We start from the raw sequence: 22341 nt of genomic DNA, 5'->3' as shown, positions 1-22341 counted from the left end.
GGCGGTTGTCCGCGGCCCGGGGGGCGGGGGGGGCGGGGCCCCCCCCCCACCCCGACATCGCCAAGGTGATGTTCACCGGATCGACCGCCACCGGCCGTAAGATCGTCGAAGCTTCGGGCAGCAACCTTGCCCGCCTCACGCTCGAATTGGGCGGCAACGACGCAGGCATCGTGCTGCCCGATGCCGATCCGGCGGCGATCGCCGAGGGCCTGTTCTGGGGCGCGTTCATCAACACCGGCCAGACCTGCGCGGCGCTCAAGCGCCTGTACGTGCACGAATCCAACTACGACGCGGTGGTCGACGCGCTCGCCGCGGTGGCGGAGCAGATGCCGATGGGCTATGGGCTCGACGAGCGAAATGTTCTCGGCCCCTTGCAGAACGCCCAACAGTTCGACATCGTCAAGCGCCTGGTCGATGACGCCAAGGCTCGCGGCGGCCGGGTCGTCGCCGGCGGCGAGCCCGCTCCGGAACTGGGCGCCAACTTCTTCCGCACCACCATCATCGCCGACGTCGCGGACGGTGTGCCGCTGGTCGACGAAGAGCAGTTCGGCCCGGCCCTGCCCGTCATCAAGTACACCGACATCGAAGACGCGATCGCGAGCGCAAACCGGCTCGACACAGGACTGGGCGCCTCGGTGTGGTCGAGTGACCGTGCCGCGGCACGAGCGGTTGCCGCGCGATTGCGGGCCGGCACCGTCTGGATCAACTCGCACGGCACCCTGCACCCCAGGATCCCGTTCGGCGGCGTGAAGAGTTCGGGCTACGGACTCGAATTCGGTGTCGAGGGCCTCAAATCGGTTGCCGAGCCGCGGATCATCAACGGTTGAGCGCCTTGTCCGCCGGGATTGCGGTCACTGACCGCGGCATTCACGCTCTCGTCGTCGCGGGTGAACTCTGATCGTCGCCGGAATTCCGGAATTCAGGTCTTCTGACAAACCGGTCATCGCGAACCCCGGACACGGCGTTGGGATGCGCGCCGACGGCGGGGTCCAACGCTCCCTAACCCGAATACCCTGACGGTCGAAGGGCCAGCGATTCGGATCATGCCGGGTAGGTACCCAGCGGGTGTGATCGGTCCTATGCCAAGCGGCACTCGCCCAGTTCGCCGATCTTTGAACCGGTGCCGTCCGCCTCGGAAGGTTCGGTCGCTGAGGGCGGACGGCACTGGACGCGATTTTACCGTGCGCTTGCCTCCAGTGAGCCGAAGAACGTCTCGAGGATCGCGTTGTCGGCGTAGGCCAACTTGGTTGTCGTGGCGTCGGTTTCGGTGAACCAGCGCAGGCCCTGGCCCTCGGCGAGTGTCACGTCTTCGATCTCGAAGTCCACCTCGGCGGTGAAGGTGTGCTCGATACCGAAGTCCAGATCCCGCGTGCACAGGAACTGCACGTGCACCGGGTCGAGCGTGATCCCGATCTCTTCCTCGATTTCGCGGATGATGGTTTCGGCCGGAGTTTCGCCTTCCTCGATCATCCCGCCGAGCAGGCTCCACTGGTTGGGGTAGAGGATGTGCGGTTTGTCGTCGCGCAGGTACATCAGGACCTCGTTGCGCGGGTTGACCATGATGATCTGGGTGCCTTCCTTCTTCGCCATACGGGTGATTCCTTTCAGCACTGGTAGGCGATAGCGAGTTTGCGGACCGCCGCCGCGACGTCATCGACGTCGGCTTCGGTCCTCGCGGGATACAACGGCAGGCTCAGGATACGGTCGGACACCGCGCTGGCCTGCGATGCCGTCTGCTCGGTCATGCCATGCTCACGCTGGTAGTAGGGCTGCTGATTGAGGGCGATGAAGTGGATGCCGGTTTTGATGCCCTCTTCCCGCAGCGCCGCCATGAACTTGTCCCGGTCGATGCTCAACCGGACCACGTCGAGATCGACGATGTAGAGATGGTGCACGTGCCGCACCCCCACTCGTCGCCGCAACGGCCGCACGACCTCCAAGTCGGCGAACCGTTCGTCGTAATCCTTCACTGCCACTACTGAATAGATCACCGACTTTATTGCCCTCCGCTTGGCATTCGCTTCCTCTGCGTCGATATCAGAACTTGCGTTTCGGGGCACGCATCACAATTCCGGTTGGCAGCAATAAGGAACACGCGGTGGTAATCGCCTGGTACCCGGTTCCGAAGTAGCCGATATCCGGCGCAATTATTACCGTAGCTTTTGCTGCGGCGGCGGTGCCGACGATCAAAGTGATAGGCATATAGGTGTTTTCGTCGATCGCCAGAATCCCTGCAAGCTCGTATCCGCCCGTTCGCGCCGTACGTTCGATCCATGCACGGTCGCCGTGGATTTCCACAGCCAAGCCGAGATGCACTAACCCGATTGCTCTGTCAGTCAATGGATTCATTCTCCATCGGCGCGCTGGGTTGGGTCGTCATCGGTCATGATTCGGCCGAGGGCTTTGGTTTTCCCGAAGGCGGGGGAGCGCACACCCCGCCTCCGGGAGCTTCGGAAGCTTCCGCCCACGCTTTGAGGGCGGCGACGTAAAGTTCCAAGTCGGCAAGTGGCAGAGTGCGTACGAGGCCGTGGACCCTGGGGAACGGTTTCCGTTGAGGTAGTGCTGCACTCGCGCTAGCCATGTCGTTCCTTCCGTGAGAGTGGCTGCGCCCGGGGTTGTGTCAACACTTTCCGCCGGTCGGGGGCTATGTCTCGGCAATTTGTTGGTCCCTGGGCGCACAACCAGCACACCACGGAAACCCTTGCCGCATAACCCTTACTGGAGAACCCAGTTCGAACTAGCATGGGAATCGAGGGCAAAACCCAGTTCGCCCGACCCCGAAACCCAGTTCGTTATGTCGGAATACCCAGTACGGGTGGAGATTTACGGTGGAGGATGGATGTCTGACTCAGGCTCGACACTGGCCGGTAGGCAGTTGGGCGGCTACCTTCGAGCCGCACGCCAAGCGTTGGGCGACACCATAGAACGGACCGCTCAAGAGTCCGAGATCAGCGCTTCGGTGCTGCAACGTTTGGAGAAGGGTGTACCCACGCGACTGAAGGTCCGGGACATCCGGGCGCTTTGCGCGGTGCTCGAGATGCCCGAGGAATCGACATCCGCAATGGTGGGTTTGTTCTTGAAGGCTGATGAAAAGAGTTGGTGGCACGCCTACGGCGATGTCATCCCCGAGACCTTCGATGTCTACGTCGGGCTCGAATCAGCCGCTTCAGGACTCACCACGTATCAGCCCTCGCAAGTGCCCGGACTACTCCAGACCGCGGACTACGCGCGGGCGCTGATTCTGAACAGGATGCCGGACAGCACCGAGGGGGAACGTCGGCGCGTGCTGGACCTGAGATTGAAGCGGCAGAACCTGATGACTCGCAAGTTCGACCCCCTGGCGCTGGATGTACTCATGAACGAGGCGGCGCTGCGCTGCCTCGTTGGGGGCCGCGCAGTCATGACCGAGCAGCTGAGACACCTTGCCGAGATCGGCAAGCGTCCCAACGTCACGATAAGAATCCTGCCGTTCGATGTCGGGATGCCCTTGGGGCATCCGATCGGGCAGTACGCCTTGCTGCGATTCGCTAGTACCGGGGCACCTCCAGTGGTGTACCTGGAGGGGTTCAGTGGCTGCGCATACCTGGAAAAGCCCGACGATATCGCCCTGTACGAGGACGCTACCCTACAGCTAGGTCGGCGAGCGCTGAGCGAGGATGCTAGCCGATCGCTGATTCGGAGTGTGGCGAAGGAGCATGAACAGTGAGTAGCCCCCAGTGGTTCAAATCGAGCTACAGCGGCAACCAGGCCGATTGTGTCGAGGTCGCTTTCTTGGACGGGGGCCAGGTCGTCGGGGTCCGCGACTCTAAAAACCCCACCGGCCCGATGGTCGCGTTCACCCCGGCCGAATGGGATGCCTTCTTGGCTGGCGCGCGGGACGGCGAGTTCAGCCAGCCCTAGCGAGGTCAACCACTGCGAGGACCCCCGGGTCGCCGGGGGTCTTCTGCTATCCAGGACAGTTCACGCATGTGAGAAGTTGGTACGAGCACCCGGCGAGTCCCCGAGCCCCATGTGGCGCGGATTTCGCGATCTTGTAGGACATGGATGGCCTTGACCAGTGATCCTGCCCGGTGCGGGGCCGAAGTTCATCGACTTGCTCAGCCAAGACCCGCGCACGGTCGTCGAACCCACTGAGGTCGTCGATCTGATTCGCTCGGTTGCGTCGCAGTCGCGCAGGCGAAAGGCCTTGCCATTCGTGGGGTTCTCGGGCTGGCTTGTCAGAGTGTGGTGCAGTAGAACTCTGCTGCGGTGATGGTCGCGGGCACGCCGAGCACGGCGGCTATCGCCTCCAGCGCCGTCGTGCTGCCGACGAAGGCGGCGTCGATCTCGTCGTCGTGCAGGTGGCGCAGATCCATGCTGTAGTCGCCGGGTGGTCGGACGACGCAGTGGACGTCGCGGTCCAGGTCGCGGCCCCCTCAGTACATGGCCATTCCGCCGTTGACCGCAGCGGTGGTTCCGGTCATGAAGGCGTTATCCACGATCTCGGCCGCTGGGCGATCTCGGATTCCCGATCCGCCCGGAACGGACCGGGATCGGTCAGATTGTGCCGAGAAAGCGGTCGAGGTCGGCGGCGAACTTCTCCGCACTATCGAGAAACACCGCGTGGCCGGCGCCGGCGTGCTCGTCCACCTGAGTCGTCGGTGCGATCTGGGCGAGCCCACGAGCCGAGATGTCCTTGATAACGCGGTCATCGGTCCCGTAGCCGAGACCGAGCGGGATGGTGAGCTCGCGCCAGACATCGTCGTTGTCCTGCTCCCGTGCGAGCATCGCCGAGCGGACCTCGGCCGGCACGCTCAGCGCCGCCCCCAGCCGCTCGTACCGCGCTCGATCCGCGAGCGGGTGCGCGGTCACCAGGTCGAGGAACCGCTCGGTTGCCGACACCGATGTCTCGAGGTCGTGGGACAGCAGTCCCGGGACCAGTTCGAGGAACGCCGCGTCGAGCAGGTCGACACCTTCGGCGGTGCCGACTTTGCGCAGCGGAGCGACGAGGTACACGCCTGCCAGACGGTCCTCGCCGTACTTTCGCAGGAAGTCGCCCACCATCATGCCTGCGTACGACCAGCCGACGACGACGGGAGGCCGGTCGAAACGGCCGAGAACGGCATGTAAGTCGTCCGCCCACTGGTCGGCATCGCTGTAGCTCTCATCCGCGGGAGCCCCCGAGCGGCCGTGCCCTCGCAGGTCGACGGCAACGCCCCGGTAGTCCCGGCGCAGTGCGCCGATCTGGTGCAGCCACACCAGGCCGTCCATGCCCAGCCCGTGCAGGAACACCACGGGACGGGCGTCGGGTTCGCCGTAGCAGCGAACGTGCAGTGTCGTACCGTCGCTGGATTCGACGGCCAGCGCGTGCTCGGTGGTGACCGTCATGAGCCGACCTTGCCGTCCTCGATCAGGCCGACCCCGGTCGCGCCTTCTTCGCCACGCAACTGCCGCAGTAGTGTCTCGGTGTCGAAGTAGACTCGCTCGACCAGCAGCTTTCCGGCCTCGTCGTCGGACTCGCCGAAGAGGTAGAACGCTGCGAGCTCGAAGGAGACCCGGTTTCCGGTGGGGGCGACGCCCGCGAACTCGCCCTTGTGGGTAGCGGTGACGGTGACCTCACGGATCGAGCATCCGGGTACGTCGTACTCGTGACTCACCGCGAGTTGGAAGTCAGGGAAAGAGGACTCGAACGCGGCGTAGAAGTCCTGCACGCCTGTGAAGCCCTCGTAACGGGCGGCGAACGGAATCACGTCGTAGTGCGTCCTCTCGTCCTGAATGAAGGTCTCCCACACGCGGTCCCAGTCGTGGGCGTTCTCGCCGGCCATATGGTTCGCGACCGTCTCCCGTTGCATCCGCACCTTTGCGGCGTCCGACAGGGGCATGACTCACTCCTCGAATCTTCTGGGCGAGGGATCTCGCTGAACAAAGTCTGGATCCACCACACCCACGGCGCCATGGCCCGAAGGTGGAATGTCGACCACCTTGCATGTGACGCCCGTTACAGCGATGCTCGGAGTTGTGTCCATGACAGACAACCGCGGCTGCGGGCTGGGACCGGGCGACTACCGGCGGATTCTGGCAGTGCTTCGCCGGTGCCAGGAAGCAGAGGATGCCGACTCGTTCCGCACGATTTTGCTGGAGTCGCTGGCCGAGAACTTCGGGTATGAACACCTCACCTTCTTTCTCGGCCGACACCCCTCGTCACAGATCGATCTGCGCGACCCGATGACCTACGGCATCGCCGAACCACTGATCGACCAGTACCTTTCCCGCTTCGCCCGCAACGACGTGTTCGCTGCGCGCAAGGCCCGCGGGCTTCTGCGCGCCTATGGGATGGCCTGTCTGCCACATCTGCTCGACGGGCCCCTCACACCGCCGCAGGAGCAGTACGTCGTTTCCTTCCTCGAACCGGTCGGCATCGTCGACAAAGTGATGTTGTGGCTCGACACCGGGTTACCCGTACAGGGATTCGTCGGGATCCTCGCTGTCGGCGACCGCGAGTTCGATAGCCATGACCGCGCCCTGCTCGCCGAGTTGCGCCCGCACCTGACCTACCTGCTGCGCACGCAGCTTCGGCACTCCACCACGTCGGTCGACCAGACGCCGCTGACGATCCGCGAACACGAGGTCGCCCGGCTGGTGGCCGACGGCTGGTCGAACCGCGCGATCAGCCGTCGCCTCGACGTGTGCGAGTCGACGGTGAAGAAGCACGTGACTCGAGTCCTTGCCAAGTGCGGAGTTCACTCACGCACCGAACTGGCCGTGTTGTGGCGGGAGCCGCCCACGGCCGACTCTTTCCCGGCCGACACATCCGGAGTCGCGTAGCGACGCCCCGCCGAGGGGCGAAGTCCCTCGGATTCGGGACAGGCTTTGTGCCGCTTCGGCTTTCGCATAAATAAGACCGGGACGCCTGATGCGATCGCCACCACCCGGAGTTGGGGCCACGGTGTACCCCCTTTGTGGGGGTAGTCGGTTCGGGATGTCATGTGGATACTATCGATGTGATGAGGACCACAGACCAGCCGCGGCCGACGAGCTATTCCTTCGGGGTATGGGACGCACCGTTACTCGGTGACACCATAGGCGACAACCTGGACCGCACAGTCGCCGCACACCCCGACCGGGACGCCCTGATCGATCAGGTAACCGGCATCCGCTGGACCTATCGTGAATTCGTCGCGCAGGTCGATGCGCTGGCGCTCGGTTTGCTCGCAGCCGGTCTCGGTGCGGGTGACCGGATGGGCATCTGGGCGCCGAACTGCGCGGAATGGACACTGGTGCAGTACGCGACGGCGAAGATCGGCGTGATTCTGGTCAACATCAACCCGGCCTACCGCACCCACGAACTGGAATACGTGCTGCGCCAGGCCGGCATCCGCGCCCTGGTGGCGGCGCGGACGTTCAAGACGTCCGACTACGCCGCGATGATCGAGGAAGTCCGGCCGAACTGCCCACAGCTGGAACAGGTGGTACTGCTGGGCTCCGCGGAGTGGACCGCGCTATCGGCCGCCGGGCGCACCGCCGATCGCCGGGACTTGCTCGACGCGCAGGCGAAACTCTCCGCCGACGACCCGATCAATATCCAATACACCTCGGGGACAACGGGTTTTCCGAAGGGTGCGACACTGAGCCACCACAACATCCTGAACAATGGATACTTCGTCGGCGAGCTGTGCGGCTACACCGAACAGGACCGGATCTGCATTCCGGTGCCGTTCTACCACTGTTTCGGCATGGTGATGGGCAATCTCGCCGCTACCAGCCACGGCGCCGCGATGGTGATTCCGGCCCCGTCGTTCGATCCGCGAGCGACGTTGGAAACCGTTGCCGCTGAACGCTGTACCTCGCTGTACGGGGTGCCGACGATGTTCATCGCGGAACTCGCCGAACTCGATGTCCGCACCTACGATCTCTCGTCGTTGCGCACCGGGATCATGGCCGGGTCGCCGTGCCCGGTCGAGGTGATGAAGCAGGTGATCGAACGCATGGGTATGCGGGAGGTGTCCATCTGCTACGGCATGACCGAGACGTCGCCGGTATCTACCCAGACGCGCCGTGCGGATGGCCTTGTCCAGCGCACCGCCACCGTCGGCCGGGTGGGTCCGCACCTGGAGGTCAAGATCGTCGACCCGGTCACCGGGCGGACGGTGCCGCGCGGCGAGCCCGGCGAGCTGTGTACCCGTGGCTACTCGGTAATGCTCGGCTACTGGAACGATCCCGAGAAGACCGCCGAGGCCATCGATGCCGCGCGCTGGATGCATACCGGCGACCTCGGCACGATGGACGACGACGGCTACATCGCCATCACCGGCCGCATCAAGGACATGGTGATCCGCGGTGGCGAGAATATCTATCCGCGGGAGATCGAGGAATACCTGTACACCCACCCGGACATTCTCGATGCCCAGGTGGTCGGTGTGCCCGACCCGAAGTACGGGGAGGAGCTGATGGTCTGGATTCGGATGCGCGAAGGCGCAACACCATTGGACGCCGATACCGTCCGCGAGTTCTGCACCGGCAAGCTCGCCCACTTCAAGATCCCGCGCTACGTGCACATTGCCGAGGAGTTCCCGATGACGGTGACCGGCAAGATCCGCAAGATCGAGATGCGCGAGATCAGCGCGCGCCTCGTCCTGGACGCGCAATAGTGTCAGCTGGGTGCGGACCGACACCGCATCCAAGGCGGAATGGTCGCGGCCGAAACTTCATCTCGCACGTGCGAGTGCAGGCCACTGTGCGGGGTCAGCAGTTGACCCCGCACGGTGGCAGCCCCGCGAGGCGCAGGACTCGCGATCCTGGCGCCGAGCCGCGAGGGTTACGGATGCTGAGCCAGTGACCGACGCAGCCATCAGCAACATCCCTGGCAACGACGCCGCCGGAACCGCTGGATCGACGTGACCGTCGACCGGCTCTGCCTCGCGTTCGGCAATCAGGTTGTCCGGTCCCGGGTCGGCCGGGCGCTGCGGCGATGTGCGCAGGACCTGGCCGGCAGCCTGCCCGAGCTCAGCGAACGGCTGACGCGTCAACGTCTGCTCGATAACAGCGACCGTGTACGGCGACAGATATGAGCGAATTTGTCTTCGAGCGGCAGCGCTCGCGCCGTAGGGGCCCGACCGGGGAACGCGCAGGTGACGATCGGCCCTAGAGATGCGACACAATGCCCATCCTCAGCAGGGGTGCGCGGCGCGACACTGGAGTCATGACCGACAGCAACGCACACACTGCACCGGCTGTGCCGGATCAGTCCGCGCTGGTGGCGGCTGTGGAGCTGGCCGGGCGCGCCCCCTCGGTGCACAACACTCAGCCGTGGCGCTGGGAATTCGACGGTGCCGAACTGCGCCTCTACCGGGACAACGACCGGCTGCTGGTCTCAGCCGACCCGCAAGGCAGGCAACTGGTCATCAGCTGCGGAGCGGTGCTGCATCACCTGCGCACGGTGCTGGCCGCACGCGGCTGGCACGCCGACACCCAGCGGGTCCCCGACCTGGGCCGAAGCCCCGATCTACTGGCACGCGTCACCTTCCGCGCTTGGCCCGACCCGCCTGCGGGCGTGCTGACCCGCGCGGCGGCGATCGAGCGCCGCCGCACCGACCGGCTGCCGATGTACCCACCACATCGGTTCAGCGAGCTGGTACACACCGCGAGGATGTTGACCAGTCCGCACGATGTCGAACTCGACGTGCTCGACGACAGCGCCCGCCCTTTGCTGGCCGCGGCCTCCGAGCAAGCCGCCGCCGCCCGCCACTACGACATGGACTATCGAACCGAACTGCATTGGTGGGCAGGGCATTTGTCGACCAGAGAAGGAGTGCCCCGCACAGCGCTGATATCCGACGCCGAGGCTGCGCGGGTGCCGATCGCCCGTAGCTTCCCCTCCGCGCCGCACTCCGAGCGCCGTGGCGAGCTCGACGACCAGGCGGGGCTGCTGGTGCTCAGCTCGACCGGCAATACCATCGCGGACTGGCTGCACACCGGCGAAGCGCTCTCCGCGCTACTGCTGGAATGCACCGCCGAAGGGTTGGCTACCTGCGCACTGACCCACATCACCGAACTCCCCGCCGCCCGCAATGCGATCGACAGTGCGCTTTCGAGCGCTGGCGTGCCGCAGGTCATCGTTCGTGTCGGTGTCGCACCGACCGAGCCGGAACCCGGCCCGCCGACACCACGGCGCCCGGTCAGCGAGATCCTCACCATCCGCCGCGACGCCGTCCCGCCGCCCCCGAACGAGTGATCCGATCCGAGATTCTGCACACGGCCTACCCGGATGGTCCAGGGACGACGAATCCGTTGTGGCTGTCGCAGCCGACGCAGCTTGCACAGCCTGGCGACTGAGGGGGGCGAGTAATGGCTGCGAGTCGGCTCCGCCGCCGGCACTCTGGTGCAGTACGCCTCCTGCCCGATCGCGGTGGTCCACCCCGCACCATGACCACATGAGCGGGTACTGAACCAGGCGCTGACCCGCCTCGCATCGACGAGCTCGTAGATTCGATCACCATGACGGTGATGCGCTCGATAGTTCTGTTCCTGGTGGCGGCCCTCGCCGAAATCGGCGGTGCGTGGCTGGTGTGGCAAGGCGTACGCGAGCACCGCGGCGGGAAGTGGATCGGAGCGGGAGTTATCGCGCTGGGTATCTATGGGTTCGTCGCTACCCTGCAACCCGACGCTCATTTCGGGCGCATCCTCGCCGCCTACGGGGGTGTCTTCGTCGCAGGTTCGCTGCTGTGGGGCGTGGTGGCCGACCGATTCCAGCCCGACCGCTGGGACATCACCGGCGCTCTCATCTGCCTGGTCGGGGTGGCGGTCATCATGTACGCGCCGCGCGCAACCTGACAGCGATCCGTGACACGTGCGGTGACCTTCCGGTGCAGCGACGACGCGATCAGCAGCACATGTGTCTATCGGTCTCCGGCATTCGATCGCGTTCTCGGGGCCGAGGCAGCGTGGACTAGCTCGCCGGGCCGAGCGAACATCGCCGCCTTCCTCGAATTCGCCGCGAATCTCCTTGTTGCTCTTAGGGTTCCCGCAGCGCTGCGGTGATCCGCACCGCGTCGACGAGGGTGATGGCTCGGCCCTCATGGGCGACCACGACCGGGCCGTCGTGGCCGTTCAGCCGCTGGGCGGCGCGTGCCAGCGGTTCCGTGACGCCCGCGACCGGCAGCGGTGCGCTCAGATGAGCGGTGACCAGGTCATCGCCCGGCGCTCGGGCGAGGGTCGCTGCCACGGCCGCCCCCAGGATTTCGCAACCACCGCCGGGCCGGGCTGCGGACGCCGCATCCTTCACCGGCACACCGGAATCCACCAGCCGCGCCAACCGATCACCGAACCGGACCAAATCCTCCTGAAACGACACGATCGCCGCAACCTCTCAAATCGAGAGTGTTGCGACGACCGCGTGAACCCAAGGGTCCCGCCGGGGTTCCTTCGGTGTGATCGACCCGGGTCAGTCGTTGAGCTCTTCCGGCTGGAGCAGGAATTCGCCGATGTAGGTGCGCGACTGGTCGCCGTTGAGGGGTTGGAACATGGAGGCGGCGGAATCGCGGTAGAGGCGTTCGAAGATCGTGCCCTTACGGAAGGAGGAGCCACCGACCAGGCTCATCGCGTGCCGGGTCATGTGCAGGACGTTGTCGGCGATGAAGGTTTTGGCCAGGCCGATGTAGGGGAAGCGCAGTTCGATGGGCCAGTCGTCGTCTTTGCCGTCGATGAGCTCCTGGCAGGTCTGGTAGAGGACCCGCCGGCAGATCTCGACGCGCGAGGCCATATCGCCGATGCCATCGATGATGTGCCCGACATTGGCGACCTTGGTGTCCTCCGCGACGATCGCGCCGAAGGTGGCGCCGAGCGTCTTCTTCGACAGCACTGCCCGGGCCTCCTCGAGCACCCGGTACTGCATGCCGAGATAGATGCTGGCGAACATCAGCGAGGCCCACTCCAGCACACCGAACGCGCCGGAGCGCCATTCGCAGATGAAACCGTCCTCGGGCACGTAGTAGCCCTCGAAGTGGATGGTTTGCGTGCCGGTGGCGTGCATGCCCAGCGCGTCCCAGGTCTTCTCGATCCGGATGCCGTCGCCCTGGCCGTTCTCGTCGACCTTGAATTCGCCGATGAAGAAGCTTTCGGCGTTGACCCGCTCCTGGAAGTCCTCGGGCAGATTGCCCTCGGCGTCGGTGATGGTCGCGTTGGTGGTGATGATGTCCGCGGCCTCACAGAGCGTGCCCCAGGTCTTCTTGCCGTAGAGGCGCCAGCCGCCCTCGGCTTGCGGCACTGCCTTCATATCGGCCAGGCCGCTGAATCCCGCGCGCTGCTCGGAGAACGGACCGAACATGAGATCGCCGTCGGCGACCCGACCCAGCCAGTACTTGTTCTGCTCCTCGCTCATCAGGCTGCCGGCGATGCCGACCATGATGTAGTGCATGTTGTAGGCCAGCGTGATCGCGGAATCGCCCTTGGACAGTTCGCTGACCACCTTCGAGGTGTGCAGCAGGCTGCCGCCCAGACCGCCGAATGCCCTCGGCACGGGGAGCGCGCCGAGACCGGACTTCTTGAACACCTCGATCGAGGGGTACGCGAAGGTGTTTTCCGTGTCGTACTTCGGACCTATTTCGCGAAAGTACTTCGAAACTTCCTTGGCCTTCTCGAAATACGGCTGGAATTCTTCGTCGGTCAGGTCGGGATCAAGCATGTCTGCTCCTTGATTCTGGGTGGAAAGGGTCAGGGGTGACTGTGTTTCAGCGGATCAGCAGATCTTCGCGGCCGCTGTCGACCAGCAGCTTTTTGTAGACATCGAACAATCCGGTGGTGAGCGGAAGAAGTTTCAGCGCCACCGAACGCTTGCCGTCGAGCTTGACCTTCCGTTGCGCCATCGCAAGCGTGAAGTTGAGCTTCCCCTGCCAGAATCGGTTGCTGTTATCGGACGACATCCGTAGCTGCACCGTGGAATCCATGCTCTGTGCGGCGTCGCCGGTGGCGACCTTCTGCCCGGGGAAATCGATCACGATCACCGCGTCCGGATCGGTCTGTATCAATTTGATGACGAGACCGGTGCCCGCTGTCGCATCGATAAAAGACTGTTCTTTCGTGGCGATTTCGAAGATTCCGCCGATATAGGTGTAGACCTCGTCGGCATTGGCGAATGTGCTCATAGAACGACCCTTTGCTTCCGGTGCGTGTCGCAGCTCAGTCTGGCAACCGGGAGGCCGGGCCCACACCTCCCGGAAGAGGGATTTAGCACCAACGAAGGGGGAGAAGCGGCGCGAATCGCGCGCGTCGGCCGGGGGAGGCCGTGCCGACCAGGGGGCGCCGCCCAACACCCGGAGCCGGTGGCGGCTCGCCCGCTGACCTGCGACGTAGGTGGGGGGATGCGCCACTTATACCCCCTTAGAGCAGTGGTTTTCCTCCGAGAGGAGGTCGATCGCCGGAGTGCCCCGCAATACCTTGAATGCGTACCCGACGAACCGAGGGAGAGCGAACTTCCATGAGTCATTTCTTCGCCGTCAAATGGCTGAAAGCTTTCCGTGAAAGCCCCGAGGCTGTTGTGGCGCTCTATGCCGATGAATTCCTTTTCGAGGACCCTATTCTCGGCCAGTCGATCACAAACAAGGAAGATCTGCTGCGCGTGTTCGCACCGTATGCGAACAAGGACACCGAGAACGGCATCGGCATCAATAACTTCCGCATCGATGAGGTCGTCGGTGACGAGAAGTCGGCGATTTACCGGTGGACCTGGCAGGCGCCGACGGCGACGGCATTCGTCGGCGTGCCGACCAACGGAATAGTGCCGGGCAGCCGTGGCATCACCTTCCACGTCTACAACGAGGACGGGTTGATCGTCAAAGAGGCGAGCCTGTGGGATGTCGCCACCGCTGTCGCCGAGCTCGGCCAGCCGATCGAACCCCGATCGGTCACCAAATCGGCCGCCCTCGTCTGAACAGCGCACTTTCCGAAGGGAATTCGAACATCATGAGCACGCACGAAGAACACGCTCGCCGCTGGGCAACGGCGCTGTCCACGGATACCGCCGCCGCACTCGATCTGTACGCCGATGACCTGGTATACGACGATCACGCGGACCGCGACCACGTCCTGTCCACGGCGATCACCAAGGACGAACTCGCCCCGCGGCTGGCCCCGTTCGCCAATACCGATCCGGCCAATGGTGTCGGTATCCACCGCTTCGATGTCTTCGAGAGCTTCGCGCTGGCGGGCGTCGGCGGCAACCCGGCGGTCGTGATCCGCTGGAACTGGACCGGAACGGGCCTGGACACCTACCGCGGGGTTGCGGTCCAGAACAAGACGCTGACCACCGAGGGTATTACCTGGCACCAGCTCGACGCCGACGGGAAGATCAGCAGAGAGACCACCTACTGGAACGACACTCCCATCCTGCAGGAGCTCGGCATTCCGATCATCACCCCCGAATACTGGGTCGAAGGCTTCGATCCGTCCACTCTCGTCGGCTCCTGATATGTGGGGTACGTTGCCGGACGTCCTGGATCGGGCGTGCACTTACTACTCCTCATCCGTCGCGATCATCGACGGAGAACGGTCGATCACCTACCGGGAGCTCGGGGAATGGCGCAACACAATCGCCAATGCCCTCCTCGCTGTCGGTGTGCAGAAGGGTGAGCGTGTCGGGCTGTTGCTGCCGAACTGTCTGGAGTTCATCCCGACCCAGCACGGCATCTGGGCGGCCGGCGGCGTACTCGTGCAACTGCCGACGCGGTCCGCGGCGGATGGATTCCGATCGAATCTGGCGCAGACCGACGCCACAACATTGATCTATCACGCGCAATTCGACGATGCCGTCGCCGAGATCCGGGACAAGCTGCCGAAGTTGCAGAACCTGATCCGGCTCGGCGGCAGCGCCGATTCGAATCCCAACGACGCACTCGACTACCAGGACTTCATCAGCGGTCTGCCGGCTACCCGTCCGCAAATCGAGCTGTCCGAGGACGACGAGGCATACGTGCTGTTCACCTCGGGCAGCACTGGCGAGCCGAAGGGCGTGGTGAACTCCCACTTCACCTGGGCGCAGTACAGCATCTCGGCCGGGTTGGAGATCGGCGATATCCGTTTCGGCGAGGTGTTCGCACACGGCGCGCCGCTGACGCATTTCACGCAGATCTTCGTCATGCCGACGTTCGTGCGTGGCGGCACGAACGTCATGTTGCCGGGGCTGGATGTCGACGGCCTGCTGGCCGCTGTCGAACGTCATGGTGTGACGGCGACCGCGGTCGTCCCGACCATCATCTACCTTCTGCTGGACCATCCGCTCCGCACCAAGCACGACCTGTCGTCACTACAGACGATGATCTATGCCGGTGCGCCGATCGCACCGGAACGGCTGCGCGAGGCGTTGGACGTGTTCGGCCCGATCTTCATCCAGACCTATGCGGGCACCGAGCCGGGGTACGTCTCGTGCCTGCGCAAGAACGAGCACCGCGTCGACAACGCCACCTGGATCGAGCGCCTCGCCTCGGCGGGCCGGCCGATGTTCCAGGTGCGTGTGACGATTCAGGACGAGGATGATCGGCCGCTCCCGATCGGCGAGGTGGGCGAGGTCTGTTCGAAACAACTCGGCCAGATGCTCGGCTACCTGGATTCCGCCCGCAATCACGAGGCACTGCGCGACGGCTGGGTGCACACCGGTGATATCGGCCGCCTCGACGAGGACGGCTTCCTCTACATCGTCGACCGAAAGAAGGACATGGTCGTCAGCGGCGGCTTCAATGTCTTTCCGCGCCAGGTCGAGGACGTGTTGTCGACCCACCCCGCCGTGGCGCAGTCAGCGGTTATCGGTGTGCCACATCAGAAGTGGGGCGAGGCCGTACACGCCGTCGTGGTCACCAAACCGGATGCGACGGTGTCCGAGAGCGAACTGATCGACCACGTCAAGGCCGCGCTCGGCAGTGTCCCCACCCCGAAGTCGATCGAATTCGTCGACAGTGTGCCGGTGAACCCGGCGGGCAAGGTCGACAAGAAATCGATCCGCGCACCGTATTGGCAAGGGCGAGAACGGCAGATCGGATGAGGCGGCCGCAACTACGTTCCGACGGTTCACATCACATCAGGAGCACCCGATGACTACCCCACACTATTCGATGTACATCGACGGCAAATGGATCGACACCGCCGATGCCTACGAAATCCGCAGTCCCGCAACCGAAGAGCTGGTCGCAACCGTCGCCAAGGGCGGCGTCACCGAGGTCGACCTCGCGGTGGCGGCCGCCAAGGCCGCGCATGAGGAGGGCAGCTGGCGGCGCACCTCGCCGGCCGAGCGCGCCGCGCTGCTGAACGAGGTCGCCACCCGCCTGGCCGGGCGGACCGACGAACTCGCCGTGCTGCAGACCCAGGAAAACGGCGCGACAATCCGGATCACCGGCGCGCTGCACGTCGGTCTGTCGGTGGCGCAGATGCAGTATCTGGCCTCGCTGGCGGAGAACTACGAATGGGAGACCAACGGACCCGAGATCGGTCCGATTCCGGCGGTCGGCATCATCCGGCGCGAACCGCTCGGCGTGGTAGCGGCCATCGTGCCGTGGAACATTCCGCTGCTGACGATAGTTTGGAAGATCGCGCCCGCCCTGGCGGCCGGAAATACGGTGGTGCTCAAGCCCGATGAGCACGCACCGCTGCTGGCCCTCGAATTGGCGAAGGAGTTCGAGGCCGCCGGGCTGCCCGCGGGCGTGCTGAACGTCATCACCGGCGACGGTGACCCGGTCGGCGCGTATCTGAGCGGACACCCCGACGTCCGCAAGGTGGCTTTCACCGGCTCCACCGTGGTCGGCAAGAGCATCCTGCGTCAGTCGGCCCAGACCATTCGGCGGGTCACCCTCGAACTCGGTGGCAAGGGCGCCAACATCGTGCTCGACGATGCCGATCTCGAGCTGGCGGTGGACGGGGCGCTGTTCGCGGCGATGGCCAACAACGGCCAGGCCTGCGAGGCAGGCACCCGGCTGCTGATCCCGGCGAGCAAGCGCGACGAGATCGTGAATCGGCTGGTCGCGCGCGCCTCGACGTTGCGGCTGGGCAACCCGCTCGATCCGGCGACCAATATCGGTCCGATCGTCTCCCAGGTGCAGCGTGACCGCATCGTCGACTACTTCCGGATCGCCGCGGAAGAAGGCGCGACCGCGGTGGTGGGCGGCCGGGTACCGACGGGTGGTGAGTTCGACAAGGGCTATTGGGTCGAGCCCACAATTTACGTCGACGTTACCAACGATATGCGGATCGCTCGTGAAGAGGTCTTCGGCCCGGTCCTGACCGTGCTCACCTACGACTCGGTGGACGAGGCAATCAAGATCGCTAACGACTCCAGCTACGGCCTGTCGGCCGGTGTGTGGGGCGAAGAGAGCCGGGCGCTCGAGGTGGCCCGCCGGCTCGACGCCGGCATGGTGTGGGTGAACGACTGGCATGTCATCCATCCCGCGTATCCCTTCGGGGGCTACAAGGAGAGCGGTCTGGGGCGCGAAGGCGGTCCGGGTGCGCTCGACGAGTACACCGAGCAGAAGTTCATCTCGCTCGACCGGTCGGGCGGAATCGAGAACAAGGCGTTCGCGATCGTCATCGATCCGGTCGCCTAGCCGCCTCCCTCCGTCGCGCGGACGCGGCCCCACCGCATCCGCGCGACGATGGCCAAGAAGGAAATCGTATGTCCCGCTTCGGTATCGAATTCGGCCCTGCGCCGCGAATCGCGATCGAACTGCCCGGCTCGGACCACAATTCGGCCGCGGCCATCGGCACGGCGGCGGACTCCGCCGTGTGGGTCGAGGTGACCGAGCCCGCAGAGGCCACAGTCATTCGCATCCAGGCCGCCGATCTTCGCGCCGCCCAGCAGCAGACCGCGCGGATCAAATCGGCGGCGGCCCTGGCGGGCCGCGATCCGGCGAGCATCAGCGTCCTCGTCGACATCGCGGTAATCATCGCTGCTGACGCCCCGGGCGCGTGTCAACGCATGGCACGGTTGGACGAAATGATCGACACCCCGCCCCGATCGATCCACTACGCGGGGACACCTAAGGGGCTGGCCGGATTGATCGTCGATATCCACGCGGCACACGTCGCCGACGGCGTGACGCTGCTGCCGTTGGAAACCCCAGAGGTGCTGGGGCACATTGCCTTCGAGACCCTGCCATGGCTGGAATCCGTCGGCGTCCAGATGGCGAGAAAGCAAGTCGATTACATCCGGCGCCAGGGACTGGGACCATGCGCCACCGGCCTGCACACCGCTGGTGAGCGCCGGTCGGCCTAGCTCGTCGGATCGGATACTTCAGGAGGAATCGATGTCGAGCTCGATCGAGAGCACCGGCGAGTTGTCGGCCCGCTCGGACAGGTTCCGCAGCGTCAGCGCTGTCGAATACCGCGCGGCACTGCGGCGTCATCCGGCGGGCGTCACCATCGTCACGTGCAATTCGCGCGGCGGGCCGGTCGGCTTCACCGCGACCTCGTTCGCCTCGCTGTCGCTGGATCCGCCGCTGGTGTCGTTCAACATCACCTGCACCTCATCGAGCATCGAAGCGTTGCAGGCGGCCGAATCCGTGGTTGTCCACCTGCTCGGCGCACACCAATTGCCACTCGCGCAACGGTTTTCGCGTAGTGCCGAGCACCGCTTTGCCGACGAATCGCTCTGGTCGCCGCTCGACACCGGCGAGCCGGTGCTGCATGGCACGCCGACCTGGATTCACAGCGAAGTGTCCCAGCTGATCCCAGCCGGTGACTCGGTGCTGGCGATCTGCCGAGTGGTACGCGTGTACTGGGATGCGGACGGCGATGAATCACATGCGCCACTGCTGTATCACAAGGGCGCTTATGTCGCAGCGGCCCCGCTCGATGAGCGGTCGACGGCGTAGGCCGCGCGATCGGCCCGTTTCGGCCGAGCATCGCGGTATACTGGCCAGATGCTAGGTCGGGAGACAGGGCCCGTCGATGGCGAGCTTCGATCCGCTGCGGAAGCAGGGTGACCTCACCGTACGTATTGCGTCGGACCTGAGATCGGCAGGCTTCGAGAATGCCGCCGAGATCGGCCACGGCGGCTTCGGGGTTGTGTATCGCTGCGAGCAGCCCGCACTGGACCGGATAGTCGCGGTCAAGGTACTGACCTCGGACCTCGATCCGGGGAATCTGGAGCGGTTCCTGCGTGAGCAGCGCGCGATGGGTAAACTCTCCGGGCACCCGAATATCGTCAGCATCCTGTTCAGTGGTGTGATCTCGGCCGGTCGGCCCTACATTGTGATGCCCTTCCACCGCCGAAAGTCGTTGCAAGACACCATCCGAAGCGGTGGGCCACTGCCGTGGAGCGATGCGGTGCGGGTCGCGGTGAAGGTGGCCGGAGCGCTCGAATCGGCCCATCGCATCGGGGTGCTGCACCGGGATGTCAAGCCGGGCAACATCTTACTGAGCGAATATGGTGAGCCCGAGCTCACCGATTTCGGTATCGCTCATGTGCCCGGTGGGTTCATCACGACGACCAGTGTCATCATCGGCTCGCCGGCCTTCACCGCGCCCGAGGTGCTGAAGGGGTATCCGCCGACCGCAGCGGCGGATATCTACAGCCTCGGCGCGACACTGTTCTGCCTGATCACCGGCCACGCCGCCTTCGAACGCCGAGCCGGAGAGAAGGTGGTCTCCCAGTTCCTGCGCATCACTTCCGAACCGATTCCGGATCTGCGCGCGCAGAAGATTCCCGATGATGTCTGTGCCGCGATCGAGTGTGCGATGTCGGAGAATCCCGCCGACCGCTACCCGACGGCCGCGGCCTTCGGGCGTAGGCTGATGGAAATCCAACGACGCCATGGTCTTCCGATCGATCAGATGGTACTGCCTGCGGAATCGTCAGGCACAATGGGCAATTCCGAATCGAGCGTGGCCGAGATCTCCACGTCGGGTCGGAATCCCAGCACGCGGACGGCCGCCATGCGCACCCCGCCCACGGCGTCGACGAAGTTCCGCCCACCGACGCCGACCCGCCCGCTGGTTGTGCGGGATCGGCTGATCGAGGTGCTGCGGGCCGGGCAGCGACGGCGACTGACTGTGATCCACGCCCCCGCCGGGTTCGGCAAGAGCACGCTGGCCGCGCAGTGGCGCGACATTCTGACGGCAGATGGTGTCCACGTCGCATGGCTCAGTGTGGACCACGACGACAACAATGAGCTGTGGTTCCTCGCGCACCTCATCGAGGCCGTGCGCCAGGTTTTGCCGACGCTCGCCGCGGAACTGGGGCAGCTGCTCGAAGTGCACGGCGGCGAAGCGGAACCCTATGTGCTCACCTCGCTGATCAACGATATCCACACGGGCGGCGAACGCGTCGCCGTTGTCATCGATGACTGGCACCGGGTCACCCACGCGCCCACTGTGGCCGCGCTGGGCTATCTACTCGATCATGGCTGCCACCATCTACAGGTGATCGTCACCAGCCGTGCCCGCACGGGTCTGCCGTTGAGCAAGATGCGCGTCTATGACGAACTGGTGGAGATCGATTCGAATGCGTTGCGCTTCAACCTCACCGAGGCGAATTCGTTCTTCGCCGGTGTCGGTGGGCTGGCACTCGAGCCGGCCGATATCGCTGATCTGACCGAATCAACCGACGGCTGGGTCGCCGCGCTGCAGCTTGCCTCATTGTCGCTGCGGGGCGCCGAAGATCCCAGCATCCTGATCAGCCATATGTCCGGACGGCTCCATTCGATCGGCGACTTCCTCGCCGAGAACGTGCTGGACAACCTCGAGCCCAGGCTGCTCGAATTCGTGCTGCGGACCTCGATCACGCATCGGCTCTGTGGCGATCTGGCCTCGGCCCTGTCCGGCATGCCCGACGGAACCGCGTTGTTGGACGAGGTAGAGTCCCGTGACCTGTTCCTGAGCCGAGTCGACGCCGACCGGGAATGGTTCCGCTATCACCACCTGTTCGCGGACTTCCTGCGCAGGCGCCTGGAAAGGGACCACCCGGAGTGGATCCCGGATCTGCATCGCACAGCGTCCCGGTGGTTCGGCGGCCACCATTTCTTGCGTGAGGCCGTCGATCACGCACTGGCGGCGGGCGATTCAACCGCCGCCGTCGCGCTGATCGAGAGCGATGGCACGCAACTGCTGGAGCAATCGCAGATGTCGACATTGCTCGCGCTCATCGCGAAGCTGCCGCCGGACGCGGTGCAGTCGAGCCTGCGACTGCAGATCACCACGGCGTGGGCCAATCTGCTGCTGCAACATCCGCAGGCCGCGAACACTGCTCTGGTGCGCGCGCATTCGCTGCTCGAACACGCCCAGGGCGCGACCGCCGACGAACTCGCGACGGAGGCCGCCGTGGTCGAAGCGGGCGTTCGGGTCTCGGCTGATCGCATCGACGGGGTTGCCGAGCTGATCTCGGATTGCCTGGCCCGGCCCGAGCGGCTGCACCCCTGGGTGGTCACCACAGCCGCCGATATGGCGACCTTCGCCGCGATCTACCGATTCGACTTCGCCGCGGCCCACCGATGGCAGGTATGGGCGGCCGACTATCACCGGCAGACGACCGGTCCCTTCAGCGTGATGTACGGCCACTGTTTCGACGGTATCGCCGCCAACGAAGAACTCGATATCGCCGAGGCGGAGGCCAGTTTCCGTACCGCGCTGCAGGTTGCCACGCAGACCGGCGGCTCACGTTTGCACGCCGCGCGGATCGCGAGCGCACTACTCGGTGCGCTGCTGTTGGACATGGGTGATATCGATGCGGCCGAGCGGCTACTCGACGAGGGGTACGAACTGGGCCGTGAGGGCGGAATCGTGGATTCGATGCTCGCTACCTACGGCACGGGCGCACGAATCAAGGCGCTGCGCGGCGATCTCGAAACCGCCCGGCAGCGACTGACCGACGGGTCGCTGATCGCGACCACACTGTCGTTGCCGCGCCTCGCCGCCCGGATAAGGAACGAGAGCATCCGGGCAGGGATTGTTCTTCCGGCAGCGGAACATGGGCGATACCGGTCGCCGCCCGATCCGGATGCCGCCGCCGACGGCATCCGGATCAGCACCGCGGAACTCGAGGAAGCTTCGACAATCCGGGAACTGCTGGTGCGAGAGTCGATCACCGAGGCTCGTACCCGGGCACAGGGGCTCGTCGACCGCATTGCGCCGCAGGGACGCCCTCGGGCGCTGCTGGAAGCGCGCCTACTCCTGGTCGTGTGCACCGCCGAACTCGGTGAGCTCGAGCAAGCCGGACAGCTGCTGCTCCCGGTGGCACGGCAGTGTGCCGAACAAGGGCTCGCCGGCCTGCTGCGGTACGGCGATCCAGCAGTGCGCACAGTATTGCGGGCCCTCGTGGAGGACGAAGCCTCCGGACGCGTGGACGCGTTGCCGGAGGCATTCCTCACCGAGGTGCTGACGCCGTTCTGACGG

24 protein-coding genes are annotated in these 22341 nt (G+C 64.9%); 15 read left to right on the top strand and 9 right to left on the bottom strand.

The genetic code is table 11. The annotated features are described in order from the left end of the window. Positions 1 to 827 (top strand): aldehyde dehydrogenase family protein (locus tag ACT86A_RS24035; RefSeq protein WP_445094465.1); only part of this gene is annotated, 827 nt, incomplete at its 5' end. Between the two features lie 349 nt (positions 828 to 1176). On the opposite strand, the gene ACT86A_RS24030 is transcribed toward ACT86A_RS24035, so the two are convergent. The 3 genes from ACT86A_RS24030 to ACT86A_RS24020 form a co-directional block, all read right to left on the bottom strand. After that, complete coding sequence (locus tag ACT86A_RS24030; protein ID WP_445094464.1) at positions 1177 to 1590, bottom strand: NUDIX hydrolase; 414 nt, start codon at positions 1588 to 1590, stop codon at positions 1177 to 1179. Between the two features lie 14 nt (positions 1591 to 1604). After that, positions 1605 to 1970 (bottom strand): DegT/DnrJ/EryC1/StrS family aminotransferase, encoded by a 366-nt coding sequence (locus tag ACT86A_RS24025; protein ID WP_445094463.1) that lies wholly within the window; start codon positions 1968 to 1970, stop codon positions 1605 to 1607. A gap of 67 nt (positions 1971 to 2037) precedes the next feature. Further along, the gene (locus ACT86A_RS24020) at positions 2038 to 2340 is read right to left on the bottom strand and encodes a hypothetical protein (RefSeq protein WP_445094462.1); all 303 of its coding nucleotides are present in this window, start codon (positions 2338 to 2340) and stop codon (positions 2038 to 2040) included. 475 nt (positions 2341 to 2815) lie between these two features. On the opposite strand from ACT86A_RS24020, the gene ACT86A_RS24015 reads away from it, so the two are divergent. Together ACT86A_RS24015 and ACT86A_RS24010 are read left to right on the top strand one after the other, a co-directional pair. After that, positions 2816 to 3706, top strand: a complete 891-nt coding sequence (locus tag ACT86A_RS24015) for a helix-turn-helix domain-containing protein (RefSeq protein WP_445094461.1) — start codon at positions 2816 to 2818, stop codon at positions 3704 to 3706. Then, a complete protein-coding gene (locus ACT86A_RS24010; protein WP_445094460.1) occupies positions 3703 to 3900 on the top strand; it encodes a DUF397 domain-containing protein in 198 nt (65 codons plus the stop codon). The genes ACT86A_RS24015 and ACT86A_RS24010 overlap by 4 nt, the downstream gene beginning before the upstream one ends. Before the next feature lie 317 nt (positions 3901 to 4217). On the opposite strand, the gene ACT86A_RS24005 is transcribed toward ACT86A_RS24010, so the two are convergent. The 3 genes from ACT86A_RS24005 to ACT86A_RS23995 all read right to left on the bottom strand — a co-directional run bounded on the left by ACT86A_RS24005 (position 4218) and on the right by ACT86A_RS23995 (position 5861). After that, on the bottom strand, positions 4218 to 4355 hold the full coding sequence (locus tag ACT86A_RS24005; RefSeq protein WP_445094459.1) for a hypothetical protein: 138 nt from the start codon (positions 4353 to 4355) through the stop codon (positions 4218 to 4220). A gap of 181 nt (positions 4356 to 4536) precedes the next feature. Next, a complete protein-coding gene (locus ACT86A_RS24000) occupies positions 4537 to 5367 on the bottom strand; it encodes an alpha/beta fold hydrolase (protein WP_445094458.1) in 831 nt (276 codons plus the stop codon). Then, entirely contained in the window at positions 5364 to 5861 is a 498-nt protein-coding gene (locus tag ACT86A_RS23995; RefSeq protein ID WP_445094457.1) for an ester cyclase, read from the bottom strand. Before ACT86A_RS23995 ends, ACT86A_RS24000 begins: the two co-directional genes overlap by 4 nt. A gap of 142 nt (positions 5862 to 6003) precedes the next feature. On the opposite strand from ACT86A_RS23995, the gene ACT86A_RS23990 reads away from it, so the two are divergent. The 5 genes from ACT86A_RS23990 (at position 6004) to ACT86A_RS23970 (ending at position 10809) form a co-directional block, all read left to right on the top strand. Next, positions 6004 to 6804, top strand: coding sequence for a helix-turn-helix transcriptional regulator (locus ACT86A_RS23990; protein WP_445094456.1), 801 nt, complete (start codon positions 6004 to 6006; stop codon positions 6802 to 6804). Between the two features lie 179 nt (positions 6805 to 6983). Further along, complete coding sequence (locus ACT86A_RS23985) at positions 6984 to 8627, top strand: AMP-binding protein (protein ID WP_445094455.1); 1644 nt, start codon at positions 6984 to 6986, stop codon at positions 8625 to 8627. A 246-nt stretch (positions 8628 to 8873) separates the two neighbouring features. Further along, complete coding sequence (locus tag ACT86A_RS23980) at positions 8874 to 9047, top strand: hypothetical protein (protein WP_445094454.1); 174 nt, start codon at positions 8874 to 8876, stop codon at positions 9045 to 9047. A 131-nt stretch (positions 9048 to 9178) separates the two neighbouring features. Continuing rightward, entirely contained in the window at positions 9179 to 10210 is a 1032-nt protein-coding gene (locus ACT86A_RS23975; RefSeq protein WP_445094453.1) for an Acg family FMN-binding oxidoreductase, read from the top strand. Between the two features lie 263 nt (positions 10211 to 10473). Further along, the gene (locus ACT86A_RS23970) at positions 10474 to 10809 is read left to right on the top strand and encodes a YnfA family protein (RefSeq protein WP_445094452.1); all 336 of its coding nucleotides are present in this window, start codon (positions 10474 to 10476) and stop codon (positions 10807 to 10809) included. 181 nt (positions 10810 to 10990) lie between these two features. On the opposite strand, the gene ACT86A_RS23965 is transcribed toward ACT86A_RS23970, so the two are convergent. The 3 genes from ACT86A_RS23965 to ACT86A_RS23955 form a co-directional block, all read right to left on the bottom strand. After that, positions 10991 to 11329, bottom strand: coding sequence for a hypothetical protein (locus tag ACT86A_RS23965; protein ID WP_445094451.1), 339 nt, complete (start codon positions 11327 to 11329; stop codon positions 10991 to 10993). Between the two features lie 90 nt (positions 11330 to 11419). Then, positions 11420 to 12658, bottom strand: coding sequence for an acyl-CoA dehydrogenase family protein (locus tag ACT86A_RS23960; protein WP_445094450.1), 1239 nt, complete (start codon positions 12656 to 12658; stop codon positions 11420 to 11422). A gap of 46 nt (positions 12659 to 12704) precedes the next feature. Beyond that, on the bottom strand, positions 12705 to 13343 hold the full coding sequence (locus tag ACT86A_RS23955) for an SCP2 sterol-binding domain-containing protein (RefSeq protein ID WP_445094449.1): 639 nt from the start codon (positions 13341 to 13343) through the stop codon (positions 12705 to 12707). A gap of 107 nt (positions 13344 to 13450) precedes the next feature. Here ACT86A_RS23955 and ACT86A_RS23950 point away from each other — a divergent pair, with 107 nt between their 5' ends. The 7 genes from ACT86A_RS23950 (at position 13451) to ACT86A_RS23920 (ending at position 22338) form a co-directional block, all read left to right on the top strand. Continuing rightward, positions 13451 to 13903, top strand: coding sequence for a ketosteroid isomerase-related protein (locus ACT86A_RS23950; RefSeq protein WP_445094448.1), 453 nt, complete (start codon positions 13451 to 13453; stop codon positions 13901 to 13903). 32 nt (positions 13904 to 13935) lie between these two features. Continuing rightward, positions 13936 to 14439, top strand: coding sequence for a ketosteroid isomerase-related protein (locus tag ACT86A_RS23945; protein ID WP_445094447.1), 504 nt, complete (start codon positions 13936 to 13938; stop codon positions 14437 to 14439). Position 14440: 1 nt separating this feature from the next. Beyond that, complete coding sequence (locus ACT86A_RS23940) at positions 14441 to 16006, top strand: acyl-CoA synthetase (RefSeq protein WP_445094446.1); 1566 nt, start codon at positions 14441 to 14443, stop codon at positions 16004 to 16006. A gap of 49 nt (positions 16007 to 16055) precedes the next feature. Beyond that, the gene (locus tag ACT86A_RS23935; RefSeq protein ID WP_445094445.1) at positions 16056 to 17558 is read left to right on the top strand and encodes an aldehyde dehydrogenase family protein; all 1503 of its coding nucleotides are present in this window, start codon (positions 16056 to 16058) and stop codon (positions 17556 to 17558) included. Between the two features lie 68 nt (positions 17559 to 17626). Further along, the gene (locus ACT86A_RS23930; protein WP_445094444.1) at positions 17627 to 18226 is read left to right on the top strand and encodes a hypothetical protein; all 600 of its coding nucleotides are present in this window, start codon (positions 17627 to 17629) and stop codon (positions 18224 to 18226) included. A gap of 31 nt (positions 18227 to 18257) precedes the next feature. Next, positions 18258 to 18824: a flavin reductase family protein gene (locus ACT86A_RS23925; protein WP_445094443.1), complete on the top strand. Its 567-nt coding sequence runs from the start codon at positions 18258 to 18260 to the stop codon at positions 18822 to 18824. A 76-nt stretch (positions 18825 to 18900) separates the two neighbouring features. Continuing rightward, entirely contained in the window at positions 18901 to 22338 is a 3438-nt protein-coding gene (locus ACT86A_RS23920) for a protein kinase domain-containing protein (protein WP_445094442.1), read from the top strand. Positions 22339 to 22341 lie beyond the last annotated feature (3 nt).

This window comes from Nocardia glycosmidis (genome assembly GCF_052545115.1).
This window is presented reverse-complemented; position numbering and strand designations above follow the sequence as displayed.

Bases quoted from the DNA above. Each gene is read 5' to 3' on its own strand.
- ACT86A_RS24030 (WP_445094464.1), bottom strand. From the start codon at position 1,590: ATGGCGAAGAAGGAAGGCACCCAGATCATCATGGTCAACCCGCGCAAC.
- ACT86A_RS24005 (WP_445094459.1), bottom strand. From the start codon at position 4,355: ATGGATCTGCGCCACCTGCACGACGACGAGATCGACGCCGCCTTCGTC.
- ACT86A_RS24000 (WP_445094458.1), bottom strand. From the start codon at position 5,367: ATGACGGTCACCACCGAGCACGCGCTGGCCGTCGAATCCAGCGACGGT.
- ACT86A_RS23995 (WP_445094457.1), bottom strand. From the start codon at position 5,861: ATGCCCCTGTCGGACGCCGCAAAGGTGCGGATGCAACGGGAGACGGTC.
- ACT86A_RS23990 (WP_445094456.1), top strand. From the start codon at position 6,004: ATGACAGACAACCGCGGCTGCGGGCTGGGACCGGGCGACTACCGGCGG.
- ACT86A_RS23985 (WP_445094455.1), top strand. From the start codon at position 6,984: ATGAGGACCACAGACCAGCCGCGGCCGACGAGCTATTCCTTCGGGGTA.
- ACT86A_RS23975 (WP_445094453.1), top strand. From the start codon at position 9,179: ATGACCGACAGCAACGCACACACTGCACCGGCTGTGCCGGATCAGTCC.
- ACT86A_RS23970 (WP_445094452.1), top strand. From the start codon at position 10,474: ATGACGGTGATGCGCTCGATAGTTCTGTTCCTGGTGGCGGCCCTCGCC.
- ACT86A_RS23960 (WP_445094450.1), bottom strand. From the start codon at position 12,658: ATGCTTGATCCCGACCTGACCGACGAAGAATTCCAGCCGTATTTCGAG.
- ACT86A_RS23950 (WP_445094448.1), top strand. From the start codon at position 13,451: ATGAGTCATTTCTTCGCCGTCAAATGGCTGAAAGCTTTCCGTGAAAGC.
- ACT86A_RS23945 (WP_445094447.1), top strand. From the start codon at position 13,936: ATGAGCACGCACGAAGAACACGCTCGCCGCTGGGCAACGGCGCTGTCC.
- ACT86A_RS23940 (WP_445094446.1), top strand. From the start codon at position 14,441: ATGTGGGGTACGTTGCCGGACGTCCTGGATCGGGCGTGCACTTACTAC.
- ACT86A_RS23935 (WP_445094445.1), top strand. From the start codon at position 16,056: ATGACTACCCCACACTATTCGATGTACATCGACGGCAAATGGATCGAC.
- ACT86A_RS23930 (WP_445094444.1), top strand. From the start codon at position 17,627: ATGTCCCGCTTCGGTATCGAATTCGGCCCTGCGCCGCGAATCGCGATC.
- ACT86A_RS23925 (WP_445094443.1), top strand. From the start codon at position 18,258: ATGTCGAGCTCGATCGAGAGCACCGGCGAGTTGTCGGCCCGCTCGGAC.
- ACT86A_RS23920 (WP_445094442.1), top strand. From the start codon at position 18,901: ATGGCGAGCTTCGATCCGCTGCGGAAGCAGGGTGACCTCACCGTACGT.